This is a genomic window from Burkholderia sp. JKS000303 (assembly GCF_002563755.1).
Classification (GTDB): Bacteria; Pseudomonadota; Gammaproteobacteria; order Burkholderiales; family Burkholderiaceae; genus Burkholderia; species Burkholderia anthina_B.
On record NZ_PDBZ01000001.1, the window covers coordinates 1576822 to 1596406 of the forward strand.

The 19585-nt window shown below is 60.1% G+C and carries 12 protein-coding genes, 2 tRNA genes and 3 rRNA genes; 14 read left to right on the top strand and 3 right to left on the bottom strand.

Translation table 11 applies throughout. The annotated features are described in order from the left end of the window. Positions 1–131 precede the first annotated feature (131 nt). From BX604_RS07585 to istB, 10 genes are all read left to right on the top strand, one after another. Complete coding sequence (locus BX604_RS07585; RefSeq protein ID WP_098550217.1) at positions 132–1220, top strand: catalase family peroxidase; 1089 nt, start codon at positions 132–134, stop codon at positions 1218–1220. Next, the gene (locus BX604_RS07590) at positions 1220–1750 is read left to right on the top strand and encodes a cytochrome b (protein WP_098550218.1); all 531 of its coding nucleotides are present in this window, start codon (positions 1220–1222) and stop codon (positions 1748–1750) included. The genes BX604_RS07585 and BX604_RS07590 overlap by 1 nt, the downstream gene beginning before the upstream one ends. Positions 1751–2312: 562 nt before the next feature. Further along, positions 2313–3845: ribosomal RNA gene (locus tag BX604_RS07595) — 16S ribosomal RNA — on the top strand. 62 nt (positions 3846–3907) lie between these two features. Then, positions 3908–3984 (top strand) — tRNA-Ile (locus BX604_RS07600). A 41-nt stretch (positions 3985–4025) separates the two neighbouring features. Further along, positions 4026–4101: transfer RNA gene (locus BX604_RS07605), tRNA-Ala, on the top strand. Between the two features lie 288 nt (positions 4102–4389). Further along, a 23S ribosomal RNA gene (locus BX604_RS07615) occupies positions 4390–7271 on the top strand. 133 nt (positions 7272–7404) lie between these two features. Further along, positions 7405–7517: ribosomal RNA gene (gene rrf, locus BX604_RS07620) — 5S ribosomal RNA — on the top strand. The 16S, 23S and 5S rRNA genes sit together here with 2 tRNA genes alongside, the layout of an rRNA operon. A 91-nt stretch (positions 7518–7608) precedes the next feature. Next, on the top strand, positions 7609–7788 hold the full coding sequence (locus tag BX604_RS07625) for a hypothetical protein (protein WP_143748009.1): 180 nt from the start codon (positions 7609–7611) through the stop codon (positions 7786–7788). Between the two features lie 566 nt (positions 7789–8354). Further along, on the top strand, positions 8355–9833 hold the full coding sequence (istA, locus tag BX604_RS07635; RefSeq protein WP_217443306.1) for an IS21 family transposase: 1479 nt from the start codon (positions 8355–8357) through the stop codon (positions 9831–9833). After that, entirely contained in the window at positions 9826–10623 is a 798-nt protein-coding gene (gene istB / locus BX604_RS07640; RefSeq protein ID WP_060091270.1) for an IS21-like element helper ATPase IstB, read from the top strand. Before istA ends, istB begins: the two co-directional genes overlap by 8 nt. Before the next feature lie 323 nt (positions 10624–10946). Here the strand turns inward: istB and gyrB are convergent, their stop codons facing one another. The 3 genes from gyrB to dnaA all read right to left on the bottom strand — a co-directional run bounded on the left by gyrB (position 10947) and on the right by dnaA (position 16464). Continuing rightward, positions 10947–13421, bottom strand: a complete 2475-nt coding sequence (gene gyrB / locus BX604_RS07645) for a DNA topoisomerase (ATP-hydrolyzing) subunit B (RefSeq protein WP_098550220.1) — start codon at positions 13419–13421, stop codon at positions 10947–10949. Positions 13422–13613: 192 nt separating this feature from the next. Then, a complete protein-coding gene (gene dnaN, locus BX604_RS07650; protein ID WP_006750113.1) occupies positions 13614–14720 on the bottom strand; it encodes a DNA polymerase III subunit beta in 1107 nt (368 codons plus the stop codon). 169 nt (positions 14721–14889) lie between these two features. Further along, entirely contained in the window at positions 14890–16464 is a 1575-nt protein-coding gene (gene dnaA / locus BX604_RS07655; protein WP_218926864.1) for a chromosomal replication initiator protein DnaA, read from the bottom strand. A 421-nt stretch (positions 16465–16885) separates the two neighbouring features. Here dnaA and rpmH point away from each other — a divergent pair, with 421 nt between their 5' ends. The 4 genes from rpmH (at position 16886) to yidC (ending at position 19515) form a co-directional block, all read left to right on the top strand. After that, positions 16886–17020, top strand: coding sequence for a 50S ribosomal protein L34 (gene rpmH / locus BX604_RS07660; RefSeq protein WP_004198824.1), 135 nt, complete (start codon positions 16886–16888; stop codon positions 17018–17020). 15 nt (positions 17021–17035) lie between these two features. Next, positions 17036–17497, top strand: a complete 462-nt coding sequence (rnpA, locus tag BX604_RS07665) for a ribonuclease P protein component (RefSeq protein WP_098550222.1) — start codon at positions 17036–17038, stop codon at positions 17495–17497. Between the two features lie 75 nt (positions 17498–17572). Next, entirely contained in the window at positions 17573–17839 is a 267-nt protein-coding gene (yidD, locus tag BX604_RS07670) for a membrane protein insertion efficiency factor YidD (RefSeq protein WP_006750110.1), read from the top strand. Between the two features lie 8 nt (positions 17840–17847). Then, entirely contained in the window at positions 17848–19515 is a 1668-nt protein-coding gene (gene yidC, locus BX604_RS07675) for a membrane protein insertase YidC (protein ID WP_098550223.1), read from the top strand. Positions 19516–19585: the final 70 nt, after the last annotated feature.

The following is a 19585-nucleotide window of genomic DNA, read 5'->3' on the forward strand; positions in this document are numbered from 1 at the left end:
GAGATGCCGCGTAGGACGCCGGTCGACGCGGTTTATTCCATCAGCATACGAAAAATTTCTTCATGGAATAAAGCGGCGCGGGTGGCGTCCTACGCCCGTTCGACAATGACCTGACGATCGGGAGTGCATTCATGAAGCAATCTTCCTCTTCTTCGCCGCCGCGCGAGCCCGGCCGCGGGTGGTGGCGCTGGGCCGTGATCGGCGGCGCGGTGGCCGGCGTGGCCGTGGCGTTCGGGTACGTCGGCGGCTGGCTTGCGCCGGCGCGCCTGACCCCGCACCGGCTCGTCGACGCGCTGCAGACGGCCGGCGGCGTGCATCCGGGCTTTCGGCGCAATCACGCGAAGGGCGTGTGCGTGACCGGTTACTTCGAAGGCAACGGCGCCGCGAGCGCGTATTCGGTCGCGCCGTTCTTCAAGGCGGTGCGTACGCCGGTGGTCGGCCGGTTCGCATTGCCGGGCGGCAATCCCTATGCGCCCGACAGCAGCGTGCCGATCCGCAGCCTGGCGCTGAAGCTGACCGCGCCCGACGGCCAGCAATGGCGGACCGGGATGAACGCGATGCCGGTGTTTCCGGTGGCGACGCCGAAGGCGTTCTACGCGCAGTTGCTCGCGACCCGGCCGGATCCGGCGACGGGCAAGCCCGATCCGGCGAAGGTGAAGGCATTTTTCGGCGCGCATCCGGAGACGGCCGCATTCCTCAAATGGGTAAAGGGTGCGAAGCCGAGCGCGAGCTACGTCACCGAAAGCTATTACGGGCTGAACGCGTTTTACTTCATCGACGCGGCGGGCAAGCGCCAGGCGGTGAGGTGGCGCGTGGTGCCGGAGCAGACGGCTGGCGCCGGGGACGTCGCGACGCCCGCCGATCCGAACGTGTTGCAGGAGGACCTGACGCGGCGCATCGCGGACGGTGCGCAGAAGTGGAAGCTGCTGGTCACGCTGGCAGCGCCCGGTGACCCGGTGGACGACGCGACGAAGACCTGGCCTGCGCAGCGGACGACGATCGACGCGGGAACGCTCGTGCTCGATCGTGTGGAGCCGCAGGACAGCGGGCCATGCCGCGACGTGAATTACGACCCGACGGTGCTGCCGCAGGGGATCCAGGTGTCGGGCGACCCGTTGCTGGCGGCGCGGTCGGCGGCGTATGCGGATTCGTATCTGCGCAGGACGAGTGAAGAGGCCGGCGTGGCCGGTGCGGCGCGATTGAGTGCGGAGGGACGGTGATGAGAGCTGCTACGACATTTAGCTTGCCGGCGAGGCTGCTGCATTGGGTAATGGCCGCGATGATCCTCACGATGCTGTTTATCGGGGTGGGGATGGTGGCGTCGGTTTCCGAGCGACACGATTTCCTGGTCGCTTTACATAAGCCGTTGGGGATCGCCGTGCTGGTGCTGGTGTGTGTGCGGATCGTGGTGCGGTTCGTGTCGAAGCCGCCGGCGTTGCCCGCGGATCTGCCGGGGTGGCAGAAGGTTGCCGCACACGGGTCGCATCTCCTGCTGTATGTGCTGATGCTCGCGATGCCGTTGATCGGGTGGGCGATGCTGTCGGCTGGCGGGTATCCGGTGACCTTGGGTGGCGGCGTGCAGTTGCCGGCGCTGGTTTCGGCTGATCCGGTGGTGTTTGCCTGGCTCCGGGTCGCGCATCGGGTGCTGGCCTACCTGTTCTTCGTGACGTTCCTCGCGCACTTTGCCGCTGCGCTGTATCACGGGTTGATCCGGAGGGATGGCGTGGTGAGGGCGATGGTGGGGCGGTGAGCGCTGGATGCGGCGGAGCTGCTCGCGAACTACCGAGGGCGCTTCTGCCGTATCGCTTCTATTACTAGGGACGGCTTGGCGGAGCTCCCTGCACCCATTGTCAAAATATTTTCACAAAAGGGCTTGCGGAGATTGGGGTGGGTGCTTAGAATCACGCCTCTTTCGCGCTAACGGAAACGCAGCGCGGGGGAAGAAGGAAGGGAAGCGGTGCGGTCGAGGTTGCTGTAGAGCCCCGGCACACAAGGTGTTGAACCCCAGCCGTCGCAACGAAGTAGTTAAAAAAGTTGTTGACGAGTTGAAAAAGACGGTTCATAATCTCGCTTCTCTGCTGCTGAAAACGCAGCGCTGCTGAGAAACACGAAGTTCCTCGCAGAAATGCTCTTTAAAAATTAACAGCCGATAAGTGTGGGCGCTTGATGGACGCGAGCTGATCCTCGGATCAGATAGCGAAAGTATCAAGAGTCTCACACTAAAGTAAGTCAGGTTTATGAAGCAATTCATATTCCTGTCAGCTTTGAGTGAGCGACCGGTTCTTAACTGAACCGAAAACAGTAACAGGTTTAAACTGAAGAGTTTGATCCTGGCTCAGATTGAACGCTGGCGGCATGCCTTACACATGCAAGTCGAACGGCAGCACGGGTGCTTGCACCTGGTGGCGAGTGGCGAACGGGTGAGTAATACATCGGAACATGTCCTGTAGTGGGGGATAGCCCGGCGAAAGCCGGATTAATACCGCATACGATCTACGGATGAAAGCGGGGGACCTTCGGGCCTCGCGCTATAGGGTTGGCCGATGGCTGATTAGCTAGTTGGTGGGGTAAAGGCCTACCAAGGCGACGATCAGTAGCTGGTCTGAGAGGACGACCAGCCACACTGGGACTGAGACACGGCCCAGACTCCTACGGGAGGCAGCAGTGGGGAATTTTGGACAATGGGCGAAAGCCTGATCCAGCAATGCCGCGTGTGTGAAGAAGGCCTTCGGGTTGTAAAGCACTTTTGTCCGGAAAGAAATCCTTGGCTCTAATACAGTCGGGGGATGACGGTACCGGAAGAATAAGCACCGGCTAACTACGTGCCAGCAGCCGCGGTAATACGTAGGGTGCAAGCGTTAATCGGAATTACTGGGCGTAAAGCGTGCGCAGGCGGTTTGTTAAGACCGATGTGAAATCCCCGGGCTCAACCTGGGAACTGCATTGGTGACTGGCAAGCTAGAGTATGGCAGAGGGGGGTAGAATTCCACGTGTAGCAGTGAAATGCGTAGAGATGTGGAGGAATACCGATGGCGAAGGCAGCCCCCTGGGCCAATACTGACGCTCATGCACGAAAGCGTGGGGAGCAAACAGGATTAGATACCCTGGTAGTCCACGCCCTAAACGATGTCAACTAGTTGTTGGGGATTCATTTCCTTAGTAACGTAGCTAACGCGTGAAGTTGACCGCCTGGGGAGTACGGTCGCAAGATTAAAACTCAAAGGAATTGACGGGGACCCGCACAAGCGGTGGATGATGTGGATTAATTCGATGCAACGCGAAAAACCTTACCTACCCTTGACATGGTCGGAATCCTGCTGAGAGGTGGGAGTGCTCGAAAGAGAACCGGCGCACAGGTGCTGCATGGCTGTCGTCAGCTCGTGTCGTGAGATGTTGGGTTAAGTCCCGCAACGAGCGCAACCCTTGTCCTTAGTTGCTACGCAAGAGCACTCTAAGGAGACTGCCGGTGACAAACCGGAGGAAGGTGGGGATGACGTCAAGTCCTCATGGCCCTTATGGGTAGGGCTTCACACGTCATACAATGGTCGGAACAGAGGGTTGCCAACCCGCGAGGGGGAGCTAATCCCAGAAAACCGATCGTAGTCCGGATTGCACTCTGCAACTCGAGTGCATGAAGCTGGAATCGCTAGTAATCGCGGATCAGCATGCCGCGGTGAATACGTTCCCGGGTCTTGTACACACCGCCCGTCACACCATGGGAGTGGGTTTTACCAGAAGTGGCTAGTCTAACCGCAAGGAGGACGGTCACCACGGTAGGATTCATGACTGGGGTGAAGTCGTAACAAGGTAGCCGTATCGGAAGGTGCGGCTGGATCACCTCCTTTCTAGAGCTTCTCGCAAAGTTGAGCGCTCACGCTTATCGGCTGTAAATTAAAGACAGACTCAGGGGTCTGTAGCTCAGTCGGTTAGAGCACCGTCTTGATAAGGCGGGGGTCGTTGGTTCGAATCCAACCAGACCCACCACCGTCTTGGCGGACGGTACACCCTGAGGCATACCTGTACATGGGGGCATAGCTCAGCTGGGAGAGCACCTGCTTTGCAAGCAGGGGGTCGTCGGTTCGATCCCGTCTGCCTCCACCAATCTTCAATGACAAGCGTTCGACTTCGTCGAACGTTTGTCATTGGCGATTGAGCCAGTCAGAGTGATATGAGTAACACCATATCGGCTGTCGTTCTTTAACAATCTGGAAGAAGTAAGTAATTTGGATAGCGGAAGCGTCTATGAGATGGACGTGAAAACTATCCGGGTTGTGATTGTATCGATGTATCTCAAGATGATTCGAACTCTATGTTTGACTCAATTGGAATACGGCACAAATGCGAGAACTCAACCTGTAACGAACTGTCGATGAGACAGACTCGTTATAGGGTCAAGCGAACAAGTGCATGTGGTGGATGCCTTGGCGATCACAGGCGATGAAGGACGCGGTAGCCTGCGAAAAGCTACGGGGAGCTGGCAAACAAGCTTTGATCCGTAGATGTCCGAATGGGGAAACCCACTCCTTTTGGAGTATCCATAGCTGAATACATAGGCTATGCGAAGCGAACGCGGTGAACTGAAACATCTAAGTAACCGCAGGAAAAGAAATCAACCGAGATTCCCAAAGTAGTGGCGAGCGAAATGGGATGAGCCTTGCACTCTTTATTTGTATTGTTAGCCGAACACTCTGGAAAGTGTGGCCATAGCGGGTGATAGCCCCGTAGGCGAAAACAGTACGAAAGAACTAGGTGTGCGACAAGTAGGGCGGGACACGTGAAATCCTGTCTGAAGATGGGGGGACCATCCTCCAAGGCTAAATACTCGTGATCGACCGATAGTGAACCAGTACCGTGAGGGAAAGGTGAAAAGAACCCCGGGAGGGGAGTGAAATAGATCCTGAAACCGCATGCATACAAACAGTCGGAGCCTCGAAAGGGGTGACGGCGTACCTTTTGTATAATGGGTCAGCGACTTACGTTCAGTAGCAAGCTTAACCGTATAGGGCAGGCGTAGCGAAAGCGAGTCCGAATAGGGCGTTCAGTTGCTGGGCGTAGACCCGAAACCAAGTGATCTATCCATGGCCAGGATGAAGGTGCGGTAACACGTACTGGAGGTCCGAACCCACTAACGTTGAAAAGTTAGGGGATGAGCTGTGGATAGGGGTGAAAGGCTAAACAAACTTGGAAATAGCTGGTTCTCTCCGAAAACTATTTAGGTAGTGCCTCGTGTCTCACCTTCGGGGGTAGAGCACTGTCATGGTTGGGGGGTCTATTGCAGATTACCCCGCCATAGCAAACTCCGAATACCGAAGAGTGCAATCACGGGAGACAGACATCGGGTGCTAACGTCCGGTGTCAAGAGGGAAACAACCCAGACCGCCAGCTAAGGTCCCCAAATATAGCTAAGTGGGAAACGAAGTGGGAAGGCTAAAACAGTCAGGAGGTTGGCTTAGAAGCAGCCACCCTTTAAAGAAAGCGTAATAGCTCACTGATCGAGTCGTCCTGCGCGGAAGATGTAACGGGGCTAAGCTATATACCGAAGCTGCGGATGCGTGCTTTGCACGCATGGTAGGAGAGCGTTCTGTAAGCCTGCGAAGGTGTCTCGGAAGGGATGCTGGAGGTATCAGAAGTGCGAATGCTGACATGAGTAGCGATAAAGGGGGTGAAAGGCCCCCTCGCCGTAAGCCCAAGGTTTCCTACGCAACGTTCATCGGCGTAGGGTGAGTCGGCCCCTAAGGCGAGGCAGAAATGCGTAGCTGATGGGAAGCAGGTCAATATTCCTGCACCATTGTTAGATGCGATGGGGGGACGGATCGCGGAAGGTTGTCCGGGTGTTGGAAGTCCCGGTCGCTGCATTGGAGAAGGCGCTTAGGCAAATCCGGGCGCAGGATTCAAGGGTGTGGCGCGAGCTCCTTAGGGAGCGAAGCAATTGGAAGTGGTTCCAAGAAAAGCCTCTAAGCTTCAGTCTAACGATGACCGTACCGCAAACCGACACAGGTGGGCGAGATGAGTATTCTAAGGCGCTTGAGAGAACTCGGGAGAAGGAACTCGGCAAATTGGTACCGTAACTTCGGGATAAGGTACGCCCTTGTAGCTTGATGCCCCTGCGGGCAAAGGGTGAAGGGGTTGCAATAAACTGGTGGCTGCGACTGTTTAATAAAAACACAGCACTCTGCAAACACGAAAGTGGACGTATAGGGTGTGACGCCTGCCCGGTGCCGGAAGATTAAATGATGGGGTGCAAGCTCTTGATTGAAGTCCCGGTAAACGGCGGCCGTAACTATAACGGTCCTAAGGTAGCGAAATTCCTTGTCGGGTAAGTTCCGACCTGCACGAATGGCGTAACGATGGCCACACTGTCTCCTCCCGAGACTCAGCGAAGTTGAAGTGTTTGTGATGATGCAATCTACCCGCGGCTAGACGGAAAGACCCCATGAACCTTTACTGTAGCTTTGCATTGGACTTTGAACCGATCTGTGTAGGATAGGTGGGAGGCTATGAAACCGGAACGCTAGTTTCGGTGGAGCCGTCCTTGAAATACCACCCTGGTTTGTTTGAGGTTCTAACCTTGGCCCGTGATCCGGGTCGGGGACAGTGCATGGTAGGCAGTTTGACTGGGGCGGTCTCCTCCCAAAGCGTAACGGAGGAGTACGAAGGTACGCTAGGTACGGTCGGAAATCGTGCTGATAGTGCAATGGCATAAGCGTGCTTAACTGCGAGACCGACAAGTCGAGCAGGTGCGAAAGCAGGTCATAGTGATCCGGTGGTTCTGTATGGAAGGGCCATCGCTCAACGGATAAAAGGTACTCTGGGGATAACAGGCTGATACCGCCCAAGAGTTCATATCGACGGCGGTGTTTGGCACCTCGATGTCGGCTCATCTCATCCTGGGGCTGTAGCCGGTCCCAAGGGTATGGCTGTTCGCCATTTAAAGAGGTACGTGAGCTGGGTTTAAAACGTCGTGAGACAGTTTGGTCCCTATCTGCCGTGGGCGTTGGATATTTGAAGGGGGCTGCTCCTAGTACGAGAGGACCGGAGTGGACGAACCTCTGGTGTACCGGTTGTCACGCCAGTGGCATCGCCGGGTAGCTATGTTCGGAAGAGATAACCGCTGAAAGCATCTAAGCGGGAAACTCGCCTTAAGATGAGATATCCCTGGGGACTAGATCCCCTTGAAGGGTCGTTCGAGACCAGGACGTTGATAGGTCAGGTGTGTAAGCGCAGTAATGCGTTCAGCTAACTGATACTAATTGCCCGTAAGGCTTGATCCTATAACAAGTCTGTTTCGCGCTGGATAGCGCGTCGGACGGGTTGGATTCTCGTGTGTGCGATACACACAACTCAAAAAATTACTGCTTCTTCCAAGATTGGTTGTGCTGCGAAGCAGCACAACAACCCTCTTTGCCTGATGACCATAGCGAGTCGGTCCCACCCCTTCCCATCCCGAACAGGACCGTGAAACGACTCTACGCCGATGATAGTGCGGATTCCCGTGTGAAAGTAGGTAATCGTCAGGCTCCCTAAGCCGAGAACCCCCGCCCGAAAGGCGGGGGTTTTTGCATTTGAGCGGCGGAAATGTGCGTAGAGTACTCGGCATGGATGCTTGTCGTGCTGCATGCGCTGATGCTTGCGATGCCGTCGAATGCCGAGAGAGCGGAGCGCAACTTTTCGTCTGTTGTGACGATTGTTGAAGTTATTTGCAGCGCCGCTGCGGACCATTTGCATCAAGGCGCGTGCCGAAGGTTCTTCACGCCGAGCCATCACCAGGCGGCTGACGTGAACGACTAAGTCCCGTCAGCAAGCGACAGAATTTCCTCCCACCGAACGCTGATGGGTTCGCCATACTCTCTCCCTAGATTCTTGACATAGGTATCGATCGAGTGTGGCGAAAGACCTTGAAGCCACTGATCATGTGCGAGCCACTGGATCTGCACACACCAGTAGTTTCCTCGAGGCGCTGGATAACCAGATTCGCTCATCCCAGTTTCTGAGACCTCCTCTGCACCAGAAACGATGCGAGTCAACGCAACTCCTTGTGTCGACGGACAGTAAAGAAGTAGAAGCTGGCTACTTAGTAAGGCTGCGCCGGCGTGGACACCGCCGCGACGGCCTCCAGCTCGTACGTTGTACGACCTTCGTTCTTGAATCCAACTCCAGTGTTCGTGGCTCTTCACAAAACCTAGAAGGACGCTTGCCTCTGGCGATGGTGAAGTTGTTGATGTCCGCACAGAACTGACCCACTAGAGCTGAAAATTTTCATCGAATTTTGACCCACGTGATTGAATGCCCTGCTCAATCTTTGAGCAGGGGATACAAAGGTGATCACGGTGGGCATATTGGCCAAGATCAGGCGGATGTATTTCCGCGAGAAGGTCCCACTGCGCGAGATTGCGCGGCGTACGGGCCTGTCCCGAAACACGGTGCGCCGCTGGCTGCGGCAGACTGATGCTGTCGAGCCGAAGTATCCGAAGCGCGTCAGCCCGAGCGTCATCGACGACTGGGCCGCACAGCTGACAGGTTGGCTGCGTGCCGACAGTCATCGCCCGAAGCGTGACCGGCGCACCGCCCGGTTCATGTTCGAGGCGATCCGCGCCGAGGGTTACGCCGGCAGCTACGGCCGCGTAAGCGCGTTCGTGAGGCGTTGGCACGAGGAGCAGGCTGAGGCGCCTCGCAGGAAGGCCTTCGTGCCGCTCGCCTTCGAACCCGGCGAAGCCTTCCAGTTTGACTGGAGCTGCGAATACGCGTTTGTTGGCGGGCTACGGCGACGCCTGGAGGTCGCCCACGTCAAACTTAACTCCAGCCGCGCGTTCTGGCTCGTCGCCTATCCCACACAGAGTCACGAGATGCTGTTCGATGCGCACGCCCGCGCATTCGCCGCGTTCGGCGGCGTGCCGCGGCGCGGCATCTACGACAACATGAAGACCGCCGTGGACAAGGTTGGCCGCGGCAAGGAGCGTGCGGTCAACGCGCGCTTCGAAGCGATGTGCAGTCACTACCTGTTCGAGCCGGAGTTCTGCAACCGGGCTGCAGGCTGGGAGAAAGGCATCGTCGAGAAGAACGTTCAGGACCGGCGACGTCAGATCTGGCACGAAGCAGCGCTACGGCGCTGGGAAACGCTGGAGATCCTGAACGAATGGGTCGCTGGTCAGTGTCGTGAGGCGTGGCACATGCGGCACCCGCAGTGGCCTGAGCTGACAGTCGAGGATGTGCTGCAGGACGAGCGTACCCGGCTGATGCCCAATCCACGGCCGTTCGACGGCTACATCGAGCAGACCCTGCGAGTCTCGTCGACCAGCCTGATTCACTTCCAACGCAACCGCTACAGCGTGCCCACCGAGTACACGAACCAGTTGGTGAGCGTGCGCTGCTATCCGGCATATCTCAGCGTCGTCGCCAACGCCCAGGAGATCGCACGCCACGAACGCAGCTTCGAGCGGCACATGACCTTCTACGATTGGCGCCACTACGTCACGCTGGTCGAGCGCAAACCCGGCGCACTGCGCAACGGCGCACCGTTCATCACGATGCCGCAGCCGCTGCAACTGCTGCAGCGGCATCTGCTGAAACACCCGGGCGGCGATCGCGTCATGACGCAGGTGCTCGCTGCGGTGCGCGAACACGGGCTCGATGCGGTGCTGCTCGCCGTACAGGCTGCGCTGGATTCAGGACGCCCCAGCGCAGAGCACGTCCTGAACGTGCTGAGCCGGCTGAAGGCGCCCGTCACGAATGGCAGCCTCGCCACGACGAAACTCCAGCTCAAGGAAGAGCCCGCGGCCGACGTGAGCCGTTACGAGACGCTGCGCGCCAACCCACCGGAGGATCGTCATGTCTAACGATATCGCGGCCCAGCTCAAGGGTCTTAAACTGCACGGCATGGCGAGCACGTGGCCGGAGCTGCTCGCGCAGTCGCGCCACACTGACTTCGAGCCGGAGCGCTTCATGAAGCAGCTGTTGATGGCTGAAACCGCCGAACGGCAGGTGCGCTCGATCGCCTATCAAATGACCGCTGCGCGCTTCCCGGCCCACCGCGACCTGAAGGGCTTCGACTTCGCGCAGGCACACGTCGACGAAGCGCTGGTGCGCGAACTGAGCGAGCTGTCGTTCCTCGAAAGCGCGCACAACGTCGTGTTCATCGGTGGTCCGGGCACTGGCAAGACGCACCTCGCCTCAGCGATCGGAATCGAAGCCGTACAGCGCCACGGCAAGCGTGTGCGCTACTTCTCGACCGTCGAGCTGACCAACGCCCTGGAGCAGGAGAAGTCCATCGGCAAACAAGGCCAGATCGCCCACAAGCTGATGTACGTCGATCTGGTGATTCTCGATGAGCTGGGCTATCTGCCGTTCAGCCAGACCGGCGGTGCATTGCTGTTCCATCTGCTCTCAAAGCTTTACGAGCACACGAGCGTCGCGATCACGACCAATCTCAGCTTCGGCGAGTGGGCGAGCGTGTTCGGGGATGCAAAGATGACGACAGCGCTGCTGGACCGCGTCACCCATCACTGCCACATCGTCGAAACGGGCAATGAATCGTGGCGCTTCAGGACCAGTTCTGCCAAGGCAAAGACAACAAGAAAAAGAGCAGCAAAACCAGCGGGTAACGAAGAGTTATCCACACCGGAATAGATGTACTACGCTGTCTCAGGGTGGGTCAGATTTAGATGAAATCGGTGGGTTAAGACTCGGTGGAAATCAACAGGACGTCACGAGATTGTTGGTCCAAGCCTCCGAGCTGGGTGGGAGGCGGTCCCTCATCTGTGACGTGCTCTCGGCCAATGTCCCACCAAACTGATAGTCAATATCTACTTGGTGCCTCGAAGCCATACTTGCGGCCCTATCGCTGATCCTGCCGGGGCGTCAATCCCGGCAGGATCATCAATTCTGCCGTTTCAGTCTCACGAACTTGGCTCCAGTCTCACGAATTCCGTGTCCCGGCACGTCAGGCGGTGTTAAACATCAATATTCCCCGCCCTCAACGCATTCGACTCGATAAACGCCCGCCGCGGCTCGACATCATCCCCCATGAGGGTAGTAAAGATCCCATCCGCCGCAATCGCGTCTTCGATCTGCACGCGCAGCAGTCGCCGCACGGTCGGATCCATTGTCGTTTCCCACAGCTGCCCGGGGTTCATCTCACCGAGCCCCTTATACCGCTGCTTCGAAACGTTCCGCTCCGCATCCGCCAGCAACCACTTCATCGCGCTCTTGAAGTCCGCCACAGCCATGCTGCGCTCACCGCGCTTGATGACCGCACCTTCGCCGATGAGCCCCTTGAAAGTATTCGCGGTGGTCACGAGCTGCTGATAATCCGCCGTGTGCTGGAATTCCTGGTCGATGACCGAAACCCGCACGTTGCCGTGATGCGTACGCTCGACATGCAGCGCGCGCTGTTCGCGAACCGGGTCATACGAAGGCACGACACGCACTTCGTTCTTCAAAGCCTCGTCGTGCAACGCAGCGTGCAGCGCCTTAGCCGAAGCCTCCGTCGAAGCCTCATTGGAAAGATCGATCACCACGCCGTCCATGACCGCTTCCAGCGCGGCCGGGTCATACAACCGGCTCAGCCGCTCGATCACGCTCTGCGACAGCAGGTACGACCGCGCCAGCTCCCCAAGCGCATCGCCGGAAATCGCCGCCGCATTCTCACCCGGCACCAGCTCCGACCCTTGCAGCGCCAACCGCAGCATGTGCGCGTTGAGCTCCACGTCATCCTTCAAATACCGTTCGTCCTTGCCCGCCTTGATCTTGTAAAGCGGCGGCTGCGCGATATACACATACCCGCGCTCGATCATGTCCGGCATCTGGCGATAGAGGAACGTGAGCAGCAGCGTCCGGATGTGCGCACCGTCCACGTCCGCGTCGGTCATGATGATGATGCGGTGATAGCGGAGCTTCTCGAGGTTGTAATCCTCTTTGCCGATCCCACACCCAAGCGCGGTCACGAGCGTGACGATCTGTTCCGACGACAGCAGCTTGTCGTAGCGTGCCTTCTCGACGTTCAGCACCTTGCCGCGCAGCGGCAGGATCGCCTGGAACTTGCGATCACGCCCTTGCTTCGCCGACCCACCTGCCGAGTCACCCTCGACGATGTAGATTTCGCACTTCGCCGGATCCTTCTCCTGACAGTCCGCGAGCTTGCCAGGCAGACCAACGCCATCGAGCACGCCCTTCCGACGCGTCATCTCGCGAGCCTTCCGCGCAGCATCACGCGCCCGAGCAGCTTCAACGATCTTCCCGCAGATGATCTTCGCGTCGATCGGCGTTTCGAGCAGGAATTCTTCCAGCGCCTTCGCCACAACTTCTTCAACCGGTGCACGAACCTCGGAAGAAACCAGCTTGTCCTTCGTCTGCGAGCTGAACTTCGGCTCCGGCACCTTCACGGAAAGCACGCACGACAGCCCTTCGCGCATGTCGTCGCCGGTCGTCTCGACCTTCGCCTTCTTCGCGATTTCGTTGTCGGTGATGTACTTGTTGATGACGCGCGTCATCGCGGCGCGCAGGCCGGTCAAGTGCGTGCCACCGTCGCGCTGTGGAATGTTGTTCGTGAAGCACAGCACGTTCTCGTTGTAGCTGTCGTTCCACTGCATCGCGACTTCGACGCCCACGCCGTCCTTCTCGCCGGTGGCGTAGAAAATCGTCGGGTGCAGGTTGGTCTTCGTCTTGTTGATGAACTCGACGAAGCCCTTCACACCGCCGGCGAACGCGAAATCGTCTTCCTTGCCCGAGCGCAGGTCCGTGAGACGAATCCGCACGCCGTTGTTCAGGAACGAGAGCTCGCGCATCCGCTTCGCGAGGATGTCGTAGTGATACTCGACCGTACCGAAAATGGTCGGATCAGCCATGAAGTGCACTTCGGTGCCGCGGTTCTCGGTGTCGCCGGTCACCAGCATCGGCGACACTTCCACGCCGTCCACCTGCTCGAGCACGCGATCCTGCGCGACGCCACGATGGAACTCCATGAACCGCTTCTTGCCATCACGGCGCACGGTGAGGCGCAGCCAGCTCGACAGTGCATTGACGCACGACACGCCCACGCCGTGCAGACCACCGGAAACCTTGTAGCTGTTCTGGTCGAACTTCCCGCCGGCATGCAGCTCGGTCATCACGATTTCAGCAGCACTACGCTTCGGCTCGTGCTTGTCGTTCATCTTCACGTCGGTCGGGATCCCGCGGCCGTTGTCGGTCACGGAAATCGAGTTGTCGGCGTGAATCGTTACGTGGATGTCGTTGCAGTACCCGGCCAGCGCTTCGTCGATCGAGTTGTCGAGCACCTCGAACACGAGGTGGTGCAGACCGGTGCCGTCCGACGTGTCGCCGATGTACATCCCGGGGCGCTTGCGCACCGCTTCCAGACCTTCGAGGATCTGGATCGACGAAGCGCCATAGCTGCTGTTATCGGGTTGCGAATTGTGCTGTTCACTCATGGATATCTTCCGGTTCTGCGAGGCCACTCAAGTGGCGGCGCGGTGCGTTTCAGCGAGAGAAATCGCCGGGCCGCTCCAGTTTCCTGGCCCGTCCGAGGCGCCGAAAGGCACCAAAGGGACGGGTTGTCGGTTCGCCATAAAAACGCCAAAGGGGCTTGCCGCCCCCTGGTGTGTGTCGCGATGTCGAACGCGTCAGATGCGCATCGGCATCACGACATACTTGAACTCTTCGTTCTCGGGCACCGTGATCAGCGCGCTCGAGCTGGCGTCGCCGAGGCTCACCTGCACAGTGTCGACCTTCAGGTTCGCGAGCACGTCGAGCAGATACGTGACGTTGAAGCCGATGTCGACGGTATCGCCCTGATAAGCGATTTCGAGTTCTTCCTGCGCCTCTTCCTGATCGGCGTTGGTCGACATGATCTTCAGCTGGCCCGGCGCGATGATGCAGCGCACGCCCTTGAACTTGTCCGACGTCAAAATCGCCGCACGTTGCAGCGAACGCTGCAGCTCTTCACGGCCGATCTCGAACGTGTTCTTGTGCGCCTTCGGGATCACGCGCTGGAAGTCGGGGAACTTGCCCTCGACCAGCTTCGACACGAGCTCGACCTGGCCGAACGTGAACTTGGCCTGGGTCTGCGCGATGTCGATGGTGACGGTGTCGTCGATATCTTCGAGCAGGCGCTGCAGCTCGAGAATCGTCTTGCGCGGCACGATCACTTCCTGGCGGCCGAACGTGCCGCCTTCGAGCTTCATCGACGAGAACGCGAGGCGGTGGCCGTCGGTGGCCACGGCCATCAGCTGGTCGCCGTCGACGACGAGCAGCATGCCGTTCAGGTAGTAGCGGATGTCCTGCTGCGCCATCGCGAAGTGCACCATGCCGAGCAGCTGGCGGAACGACTTCTGCGGGACGGTCAGGGTTGCACCGAAATCCTTCGCCTGCGCGACGGTCGGGAACTCGTCGGCCGCCAGGGTTTGCAGTGCGAAGCGGCTCTTGCCGGACTGAACGGTGAGGCGCTTGTCGGCGAGCGACAGCGTGACCTGGCCATCAGGCATCGCGCGCAGGATGTCGAGCAGCTTGCGGGCCGCGACGGTGGTGGCCACCTGGTCGCCGCCCACGCCGAAATCGGCGCGCGTGGTGATCTGCAGCTCCAGGTCGGTCGACAGGAACGAAACGTCCGGGCCGTTCTTGGTGATCAGCAGGTTGGCAAGGATCGGCAACGTATGGCGGCGTTCGACGATGCCGCTGACCGTTTGCAGCGGCCTGAGGAGTGTGTCTCGTTCGGTCTTGACCAGTTGCATAGAGTTCCTTCGTTGAGTAACGGCCTGCAGCGCAGCAGCCTCGCAGCGCCCCGCTGGCCGGGCTCTTGGCCCGCCACCACCGGGGCGGTCAAACCAGTATTGTGCCTCAAAACCGAACCACCCCCCTTAAATTGGGGCGGAGGCCGAATTATCAAGCGCGCCCGCGCGCTCAGCCCTTCAGCGTCTGTTCCAGCACGTGCAGCTCGTGGTTGAGCTGCGCATCCTTGCTGCGCTCGTCGGCGATCTTGCGCACGGCGTGCAGCACGGTGGTGTGATCGCGCCCGCCGAACAGCTCGCCGATTTCCGGCAGGCTCTTCTGCGTGAGTTCCTTCGCCAGGTACATCGCGATCTGCCGCGGCCGCGCGATGTTCGCGGGACGCTTCTTCGAATACATGTCGGCGACCTTGATGTTGTAGAAGTCGGCGACGGTCTTCTGGATGTTCTCGACCGAAATCTGCCGGTTCTGCACGGTCAGCAGATCCTTCAGCGCTTCCTTGGTCAGCTCGATCGAGATCTCGCGGCCGTGGAACTTCGAATACGCGAGGATCTTGCGCAGCGCGCCTTCGAGCTCGCGCACGTTCGAGCGCAGGTGCTTCGCGACGAAGAACGCGACGTCTTCCGACAGGTTCACGTATTCCGACTGCGCCTTGCGCATCAGGATCGCGACGCGCATCTCGAGCTCGGGCGGCTCGATCGCGACAGTGAGGCCCGAGTCGAAGCGCGAGATCAGGCGATCGTCGATGCCCGAGATTTCCTTCGGATAGGTATCGCTGGTGATGATCACCTGCGCCTTGTTCGCAACCAGCGCCTCGAACGCGTAGAAGAATTCCTCTTGCGTGCGCGACTTGCCGGAGAAGAACTGAATATCGTCGATCAGCAGCAGGTCGAGCGAGTGGTAGTAGCGCTTGAAGTCGTCGAACGCCTTGCGCTGGTATGCCTTCACCACGTCGGACACGTATTGCTCGGCGTGGATGTAGCGGATTCGCGCGCCGGCCTTGTCGAGCAGCAACTGGTTGCCGATCGCGTGGATCAGGTGGGTCTTGCCGAGGCCGACGCCGCCGTACAGGAACAGCGGGTTGTACGAAATGCCGGGGTTGTCCGCGACCTGGATCGCGGCGGCGCGCGCGAGCTGGTTCGCCTTGCCGGTCACGAAGTTGTCGAACGTGAGCACGGGGTTCAGCTTCGAACGTTCGTACATCGAATCGGCTTCGCCGCCATTGGCGGGTGCCGCACCGGGGCCCGGACGCCACGTGCGACGGCCGGCCGCCGCTTCGTGCGCGGGCAGGCTCGGCAGGTCGATGTCGGCGTCGTCGGCGTTCAGGTGGTGCGCGGCGGCCGCCGACGGCGTCATCGGCACGTCGGCCGGCGCGCTGGGCGCAGCGCCGGCATTCGCGGCCAGGTTGGCGGCGATCGCGGCGACCGTCGCGGCGGGGCCGGTCGGTGCCAGCGGCGCGCGCGGGGCGGCCGGCGCGGCTGCAGCGGCGCTGCGCATGCCGGCCTTCGGATCGAGGACGAACTGGACGTCGATCGGGGCATTCCAGAAATCCCGGGCCAGATCGGAGATGCGGCCCGAAAACTGGCTCTTGACCCAGTCCAGCTTGAAGCGGTTCGGCGCGGCGATGGACAGCGTGTTCGCCGACGCATCGAAGGCCACCGGGGCCAAGGGTTTGATCCACGTCACGTACTGCTGGGGCGTTAGCTCGCGCTCCAGCAGTGCGGAACAGTGTTGCCAGAAATCGTTCATCAAGTAACTGTCGTTTTTTGCGTGCACAGCGCGGCTCGCCGGCGCCCTTGTGGCGGTTGCGCAACAAGGCCCGAAGCGGTCGTGCGAGCGTGCCACGGACGCCTGCGTCACAGTCGTGGAGAGGCAGGCGGGCGCCGGGGCGGCGTGCGGGATTCTTGGAGATAAGGCGAGATTCTAACGCCAAACGCAGCCACAGCGGGACTTATCCACAGGCTGCGGTTGTGGGGCGCGGGGCCGGATCGGCAGAGGCCGGCACAGGCGGACGACTCCTAAAGTATTGACCGCCAAGAGAAAAACGGTTTAAATAGCGGGTTCCGCGAAAACCAATCCTGTATTCCCGGCGATTGCGTTCGCCCGAATGCCTCCGGTTAAGGGCACGCGGTCCCCTGAATTTCGACATTCTCGAACAAGTGAGAACATCATGAAACGTACTTACCAACCGTCCGTGACGCGCCGCAAGCGCACCCATGGCTTCCGTGTCCGTATGAAGACGGCAGGTGGCCGCAAGGTCATCAACGCTCGCCGCGCGAAGGGCCGCAAGCGCCTGGCCATCTAAGGCAGGTTGCGCGCTGTGTCCGCCGTCCGCAGTTCTGCGGAAGGTGCCGTCGAGCCGGGTGCGAATCCGTCGCAGACGAAAGCCGCCTTCCCGAAAGCTGCGCGGCTTCTGAAAACGGATGAATTTTCATCCGTTTTTCGTTTGCGCCCCTGGCGGCGTTCCGCGCACTTCGTGATCTACGGCAAGCCGACCGGCCAGCCTGCCCGTCTGGGGCTCGTCGTCGGCAAGAAGTATGCGCCGCGTGCAGTCACACGTAACCTCGTGAAGCGGCTTGCGCGCGATGCGTTTCGCTTGCGCCGGGCCGAATTCGCCGGTTACGACCTGCTGCTGCGGCAGCACACGCGCTTCGACAAGAAAGCGCTGCCGAGCGCGGCTTCCGCCCCGCTCGCGGCGATGTGCGCGGCCGAAATCCGCGAGCTGCTCGACAGGGCAGCCCGGGAAATCACGCGCCGGGCGTCGAAGCCCGCGTCCGAGTGACGCATCCGTCCGCGGTGCGGCGTTCGCGCCCGCCCGGCCGGTTTTGACGCGGCGTCGTACGGCGCCGCCCAAGGTATGGAAACGGTATTGATCGCCTTGCTGCGCTTCTACAAGGTTGCCGTGAGCCCTATGCTCGGCAACCGTTGCCGTTTTTATCCTTCCTGTTCGGATTACGCGCGCGAGGCAATCCAGTATCATGGCGCCGCGCGCGGCACGTATCTCGCCGTCAGGCGCGTGTGCCGATGCCATCCGTTTTCCGCGGGCGGCATCGACCTCGTCCCGCCGCCCAACTCCGACACTCGCGCTCGCGGCGAAGCCGACGCGCGGTCCCATCGACTCTGAGACAACGCATGGATATCAAACGCACCGTCCTATGGGTGATCTTCTTCATGTCAGCTGTCATGCTGTACGACAACTGGCAGCGGTCCCATGGACGCCCGTCGATGTTCTTCCCGAGCGCTACGCAGACGGCCCCCGCGGCCGCGGCAGGCGGTGCATCGGGCACGGGCGCGACGACGACGACCGCAGGTGAAGTGCCTGCCGCTGCAACCGGCGCCGCACCGTCGACGACGGCACCGGCCGCGCAGGCGCAGCTCGTGAAGTTCTCGACCGACGTGTACGACGGCGAAATCGACACGCGCGGCGGCACGCTGGCGAAGCTGACGCTGAAGAAGCAGGGCGACGGCAAGCAGCCCGACCTGTACATCACGCTGTTCGACCACACGGCGGGCCACACGTATCTCGCGCGCACGGGCCTGCTCGGCGGCGACTTCCCGAACCACAACGACGTCTACTCGCAGGTCAATGCGGGCCCGACGTCGCTGACGGGCGACCAGAACACGCTGAAGCTGTCGTTCGAATCGCCGGTGAAGGGCGGCGTGAAGGTCGTGAAGACCTACACGTTCACGCGCGGCAGCTACGTGATCGGCGTCGACACCAAGATCGACAACGTCGGCACGGCGCCTGTCACGCCGACGGTCTACATGGAACTGGTGCGCGACAACACGGCGGTCGAAACGCCGATGTTCTCGCACACGTTCCTCGGGCCGGCGGTCTACACGAACCAGAAGCACTTCCAGAAGATCAACTTCAGCGACCTCGACAAGAACAAGGCTGACTACGAGACTTCCGCCGACAACGGCTGGGTCGCGATGGTGCAGCACTACTTCGCGTCGGCCTGGATTCCGCAGCAGGGCGTGAAGCGCGACATCTACGCCGAGAAGATCGATCCGGCGCTGTACCGCGTCGGCGTGAAGGAGCCGGTCGCGACGATCGCTCCGGGCCAGTCGGCCGACGTGCAGGCGCGCCTGTTCGCCGGTCCGGAAGAAGAGCGCATGCTCGAAGGCATCGCGCCGGGTCTGGAACTCGTGAAGGACTACGGCTGGGTGACGATCATCGCGAAGCCGCTGTTCTGGCTGCTCGAGAAGATCCATAGCTATGTCGGCAACTGGGGCTGGGCGATCGTGCTGCTCACGCTGCTGATCAAGGCCGTGTTCTTCCCGCTGTCGGCTGCGAGCTACAAGTCGATGGCGCGCATGAAGGAAATCACGCCGCGGATGCAGGCGCTGCGCGAACGCTTCAAGGGCGATCCGCAGAAGATGAACTCGGCGCTGATGGAGCTGTACAAGACCGAGAAGGTCAATCCGTTCGGCGGCTGCCTGCCGGTCGTGATCCAGATCCCGGTGTTCATCTCGCTGTACTGGGTGCTGCTCGCATCGGTCGAAATGCGCGGCGCGCCGTGGATTCTGTGGATTCACGACCTGTCGCAGCGCGATCCGTTCTTCATCCTGCCGGTGCTGATGGCCGTCTCGATGTTCGTGCAGACGAGCCTGAACCCGACGCCGCCGGACCCGGTCCAGGCCAAGATGATGAAGTTCATGCCGATCGCATTCTCGGCGATGTTCTTCTTCTTCCCGGCTGGTCTGGTGCTGTACTACGTCGTGAACAACGTGCTGTCGATCGCACAGCAGTACTACATCACGCGCAAGCTCGGCGGCGGCAAGAAGAAGCCGGCCTGACGCTCGTGGCACACGCGGGCGGCGAGCCGCCCGCGATGCACGTAAAAAAGCCGCATGGTTTCATCCATGC

Bases quoted from the DNA above. Each gene is read 5' to 3' on its own strand.
- rpmH (WP_004198824.1), top strand. From the start codon at position 16,886: ATGAAACGTACTTACCAACCGTCCGTGACGCGCCGCAAGCGCACCCAT.
- istB (WP_060091270.1), top strand. From the start codon at position 9,826: ATGTCTAACGATATCGCGGCCCAGCTCAAGGGTCTTAAACTGCACGGC.
- dnaN (WP_006750113.1), bottom strand. From the start codon at position 14,720: ATGCAACTGGTCAAGACCGAACGAGACACACTCCTCAGGCCGCTGCAA.
- dnaA (WP_218926864.1), bottom strand. From the start codon at position 16,464: ATGAACGATTTCTGGCAACACTGTTCCGCACTGCTGGAGCGCGAGCTA.
- istA (WP_217443306.1), top strand. From the start codon at position 8,355: ATGTATTTCCGCGAGAAGGTCCCACTGCGCGAGATTGCGCGGCGTACG.
- gyrB (WP_098550220.1), bottom strand. From the start codon at position 13,421: ATGAGTGAACAGCACAATTCGCAACCCGATAACAGCAGCTATGGCGCT.
- yidD (WP_006750110.1), top strand. From the start codon at position 17,573: ATGGAAACGGTATTGATCGCCTTGCTGCGCTTCTACAAGGTTGCCGTG.
- BX604_RS07590 (WP_098550218.1), top strand. From the start codon at position 1,220: ATGAGAGCTGCTACGACATTTAGCTTGCCGGCGAGGCTGCTGCATTGG.
- yidC (WP_098550223.1), top strand. From the start codon at position 17,848: ATGGATATCAAACGCACCGTCCTATGGGTGATCTTCTTCATGTCAGCT.
- BX604_RS07585 (WP_098550217.1), top strand. From the start codon at position 132: ATGAAGCAATCTTCCTCTTCTTCGCCGCCGCGCGAGCCCGGCCGCGGG.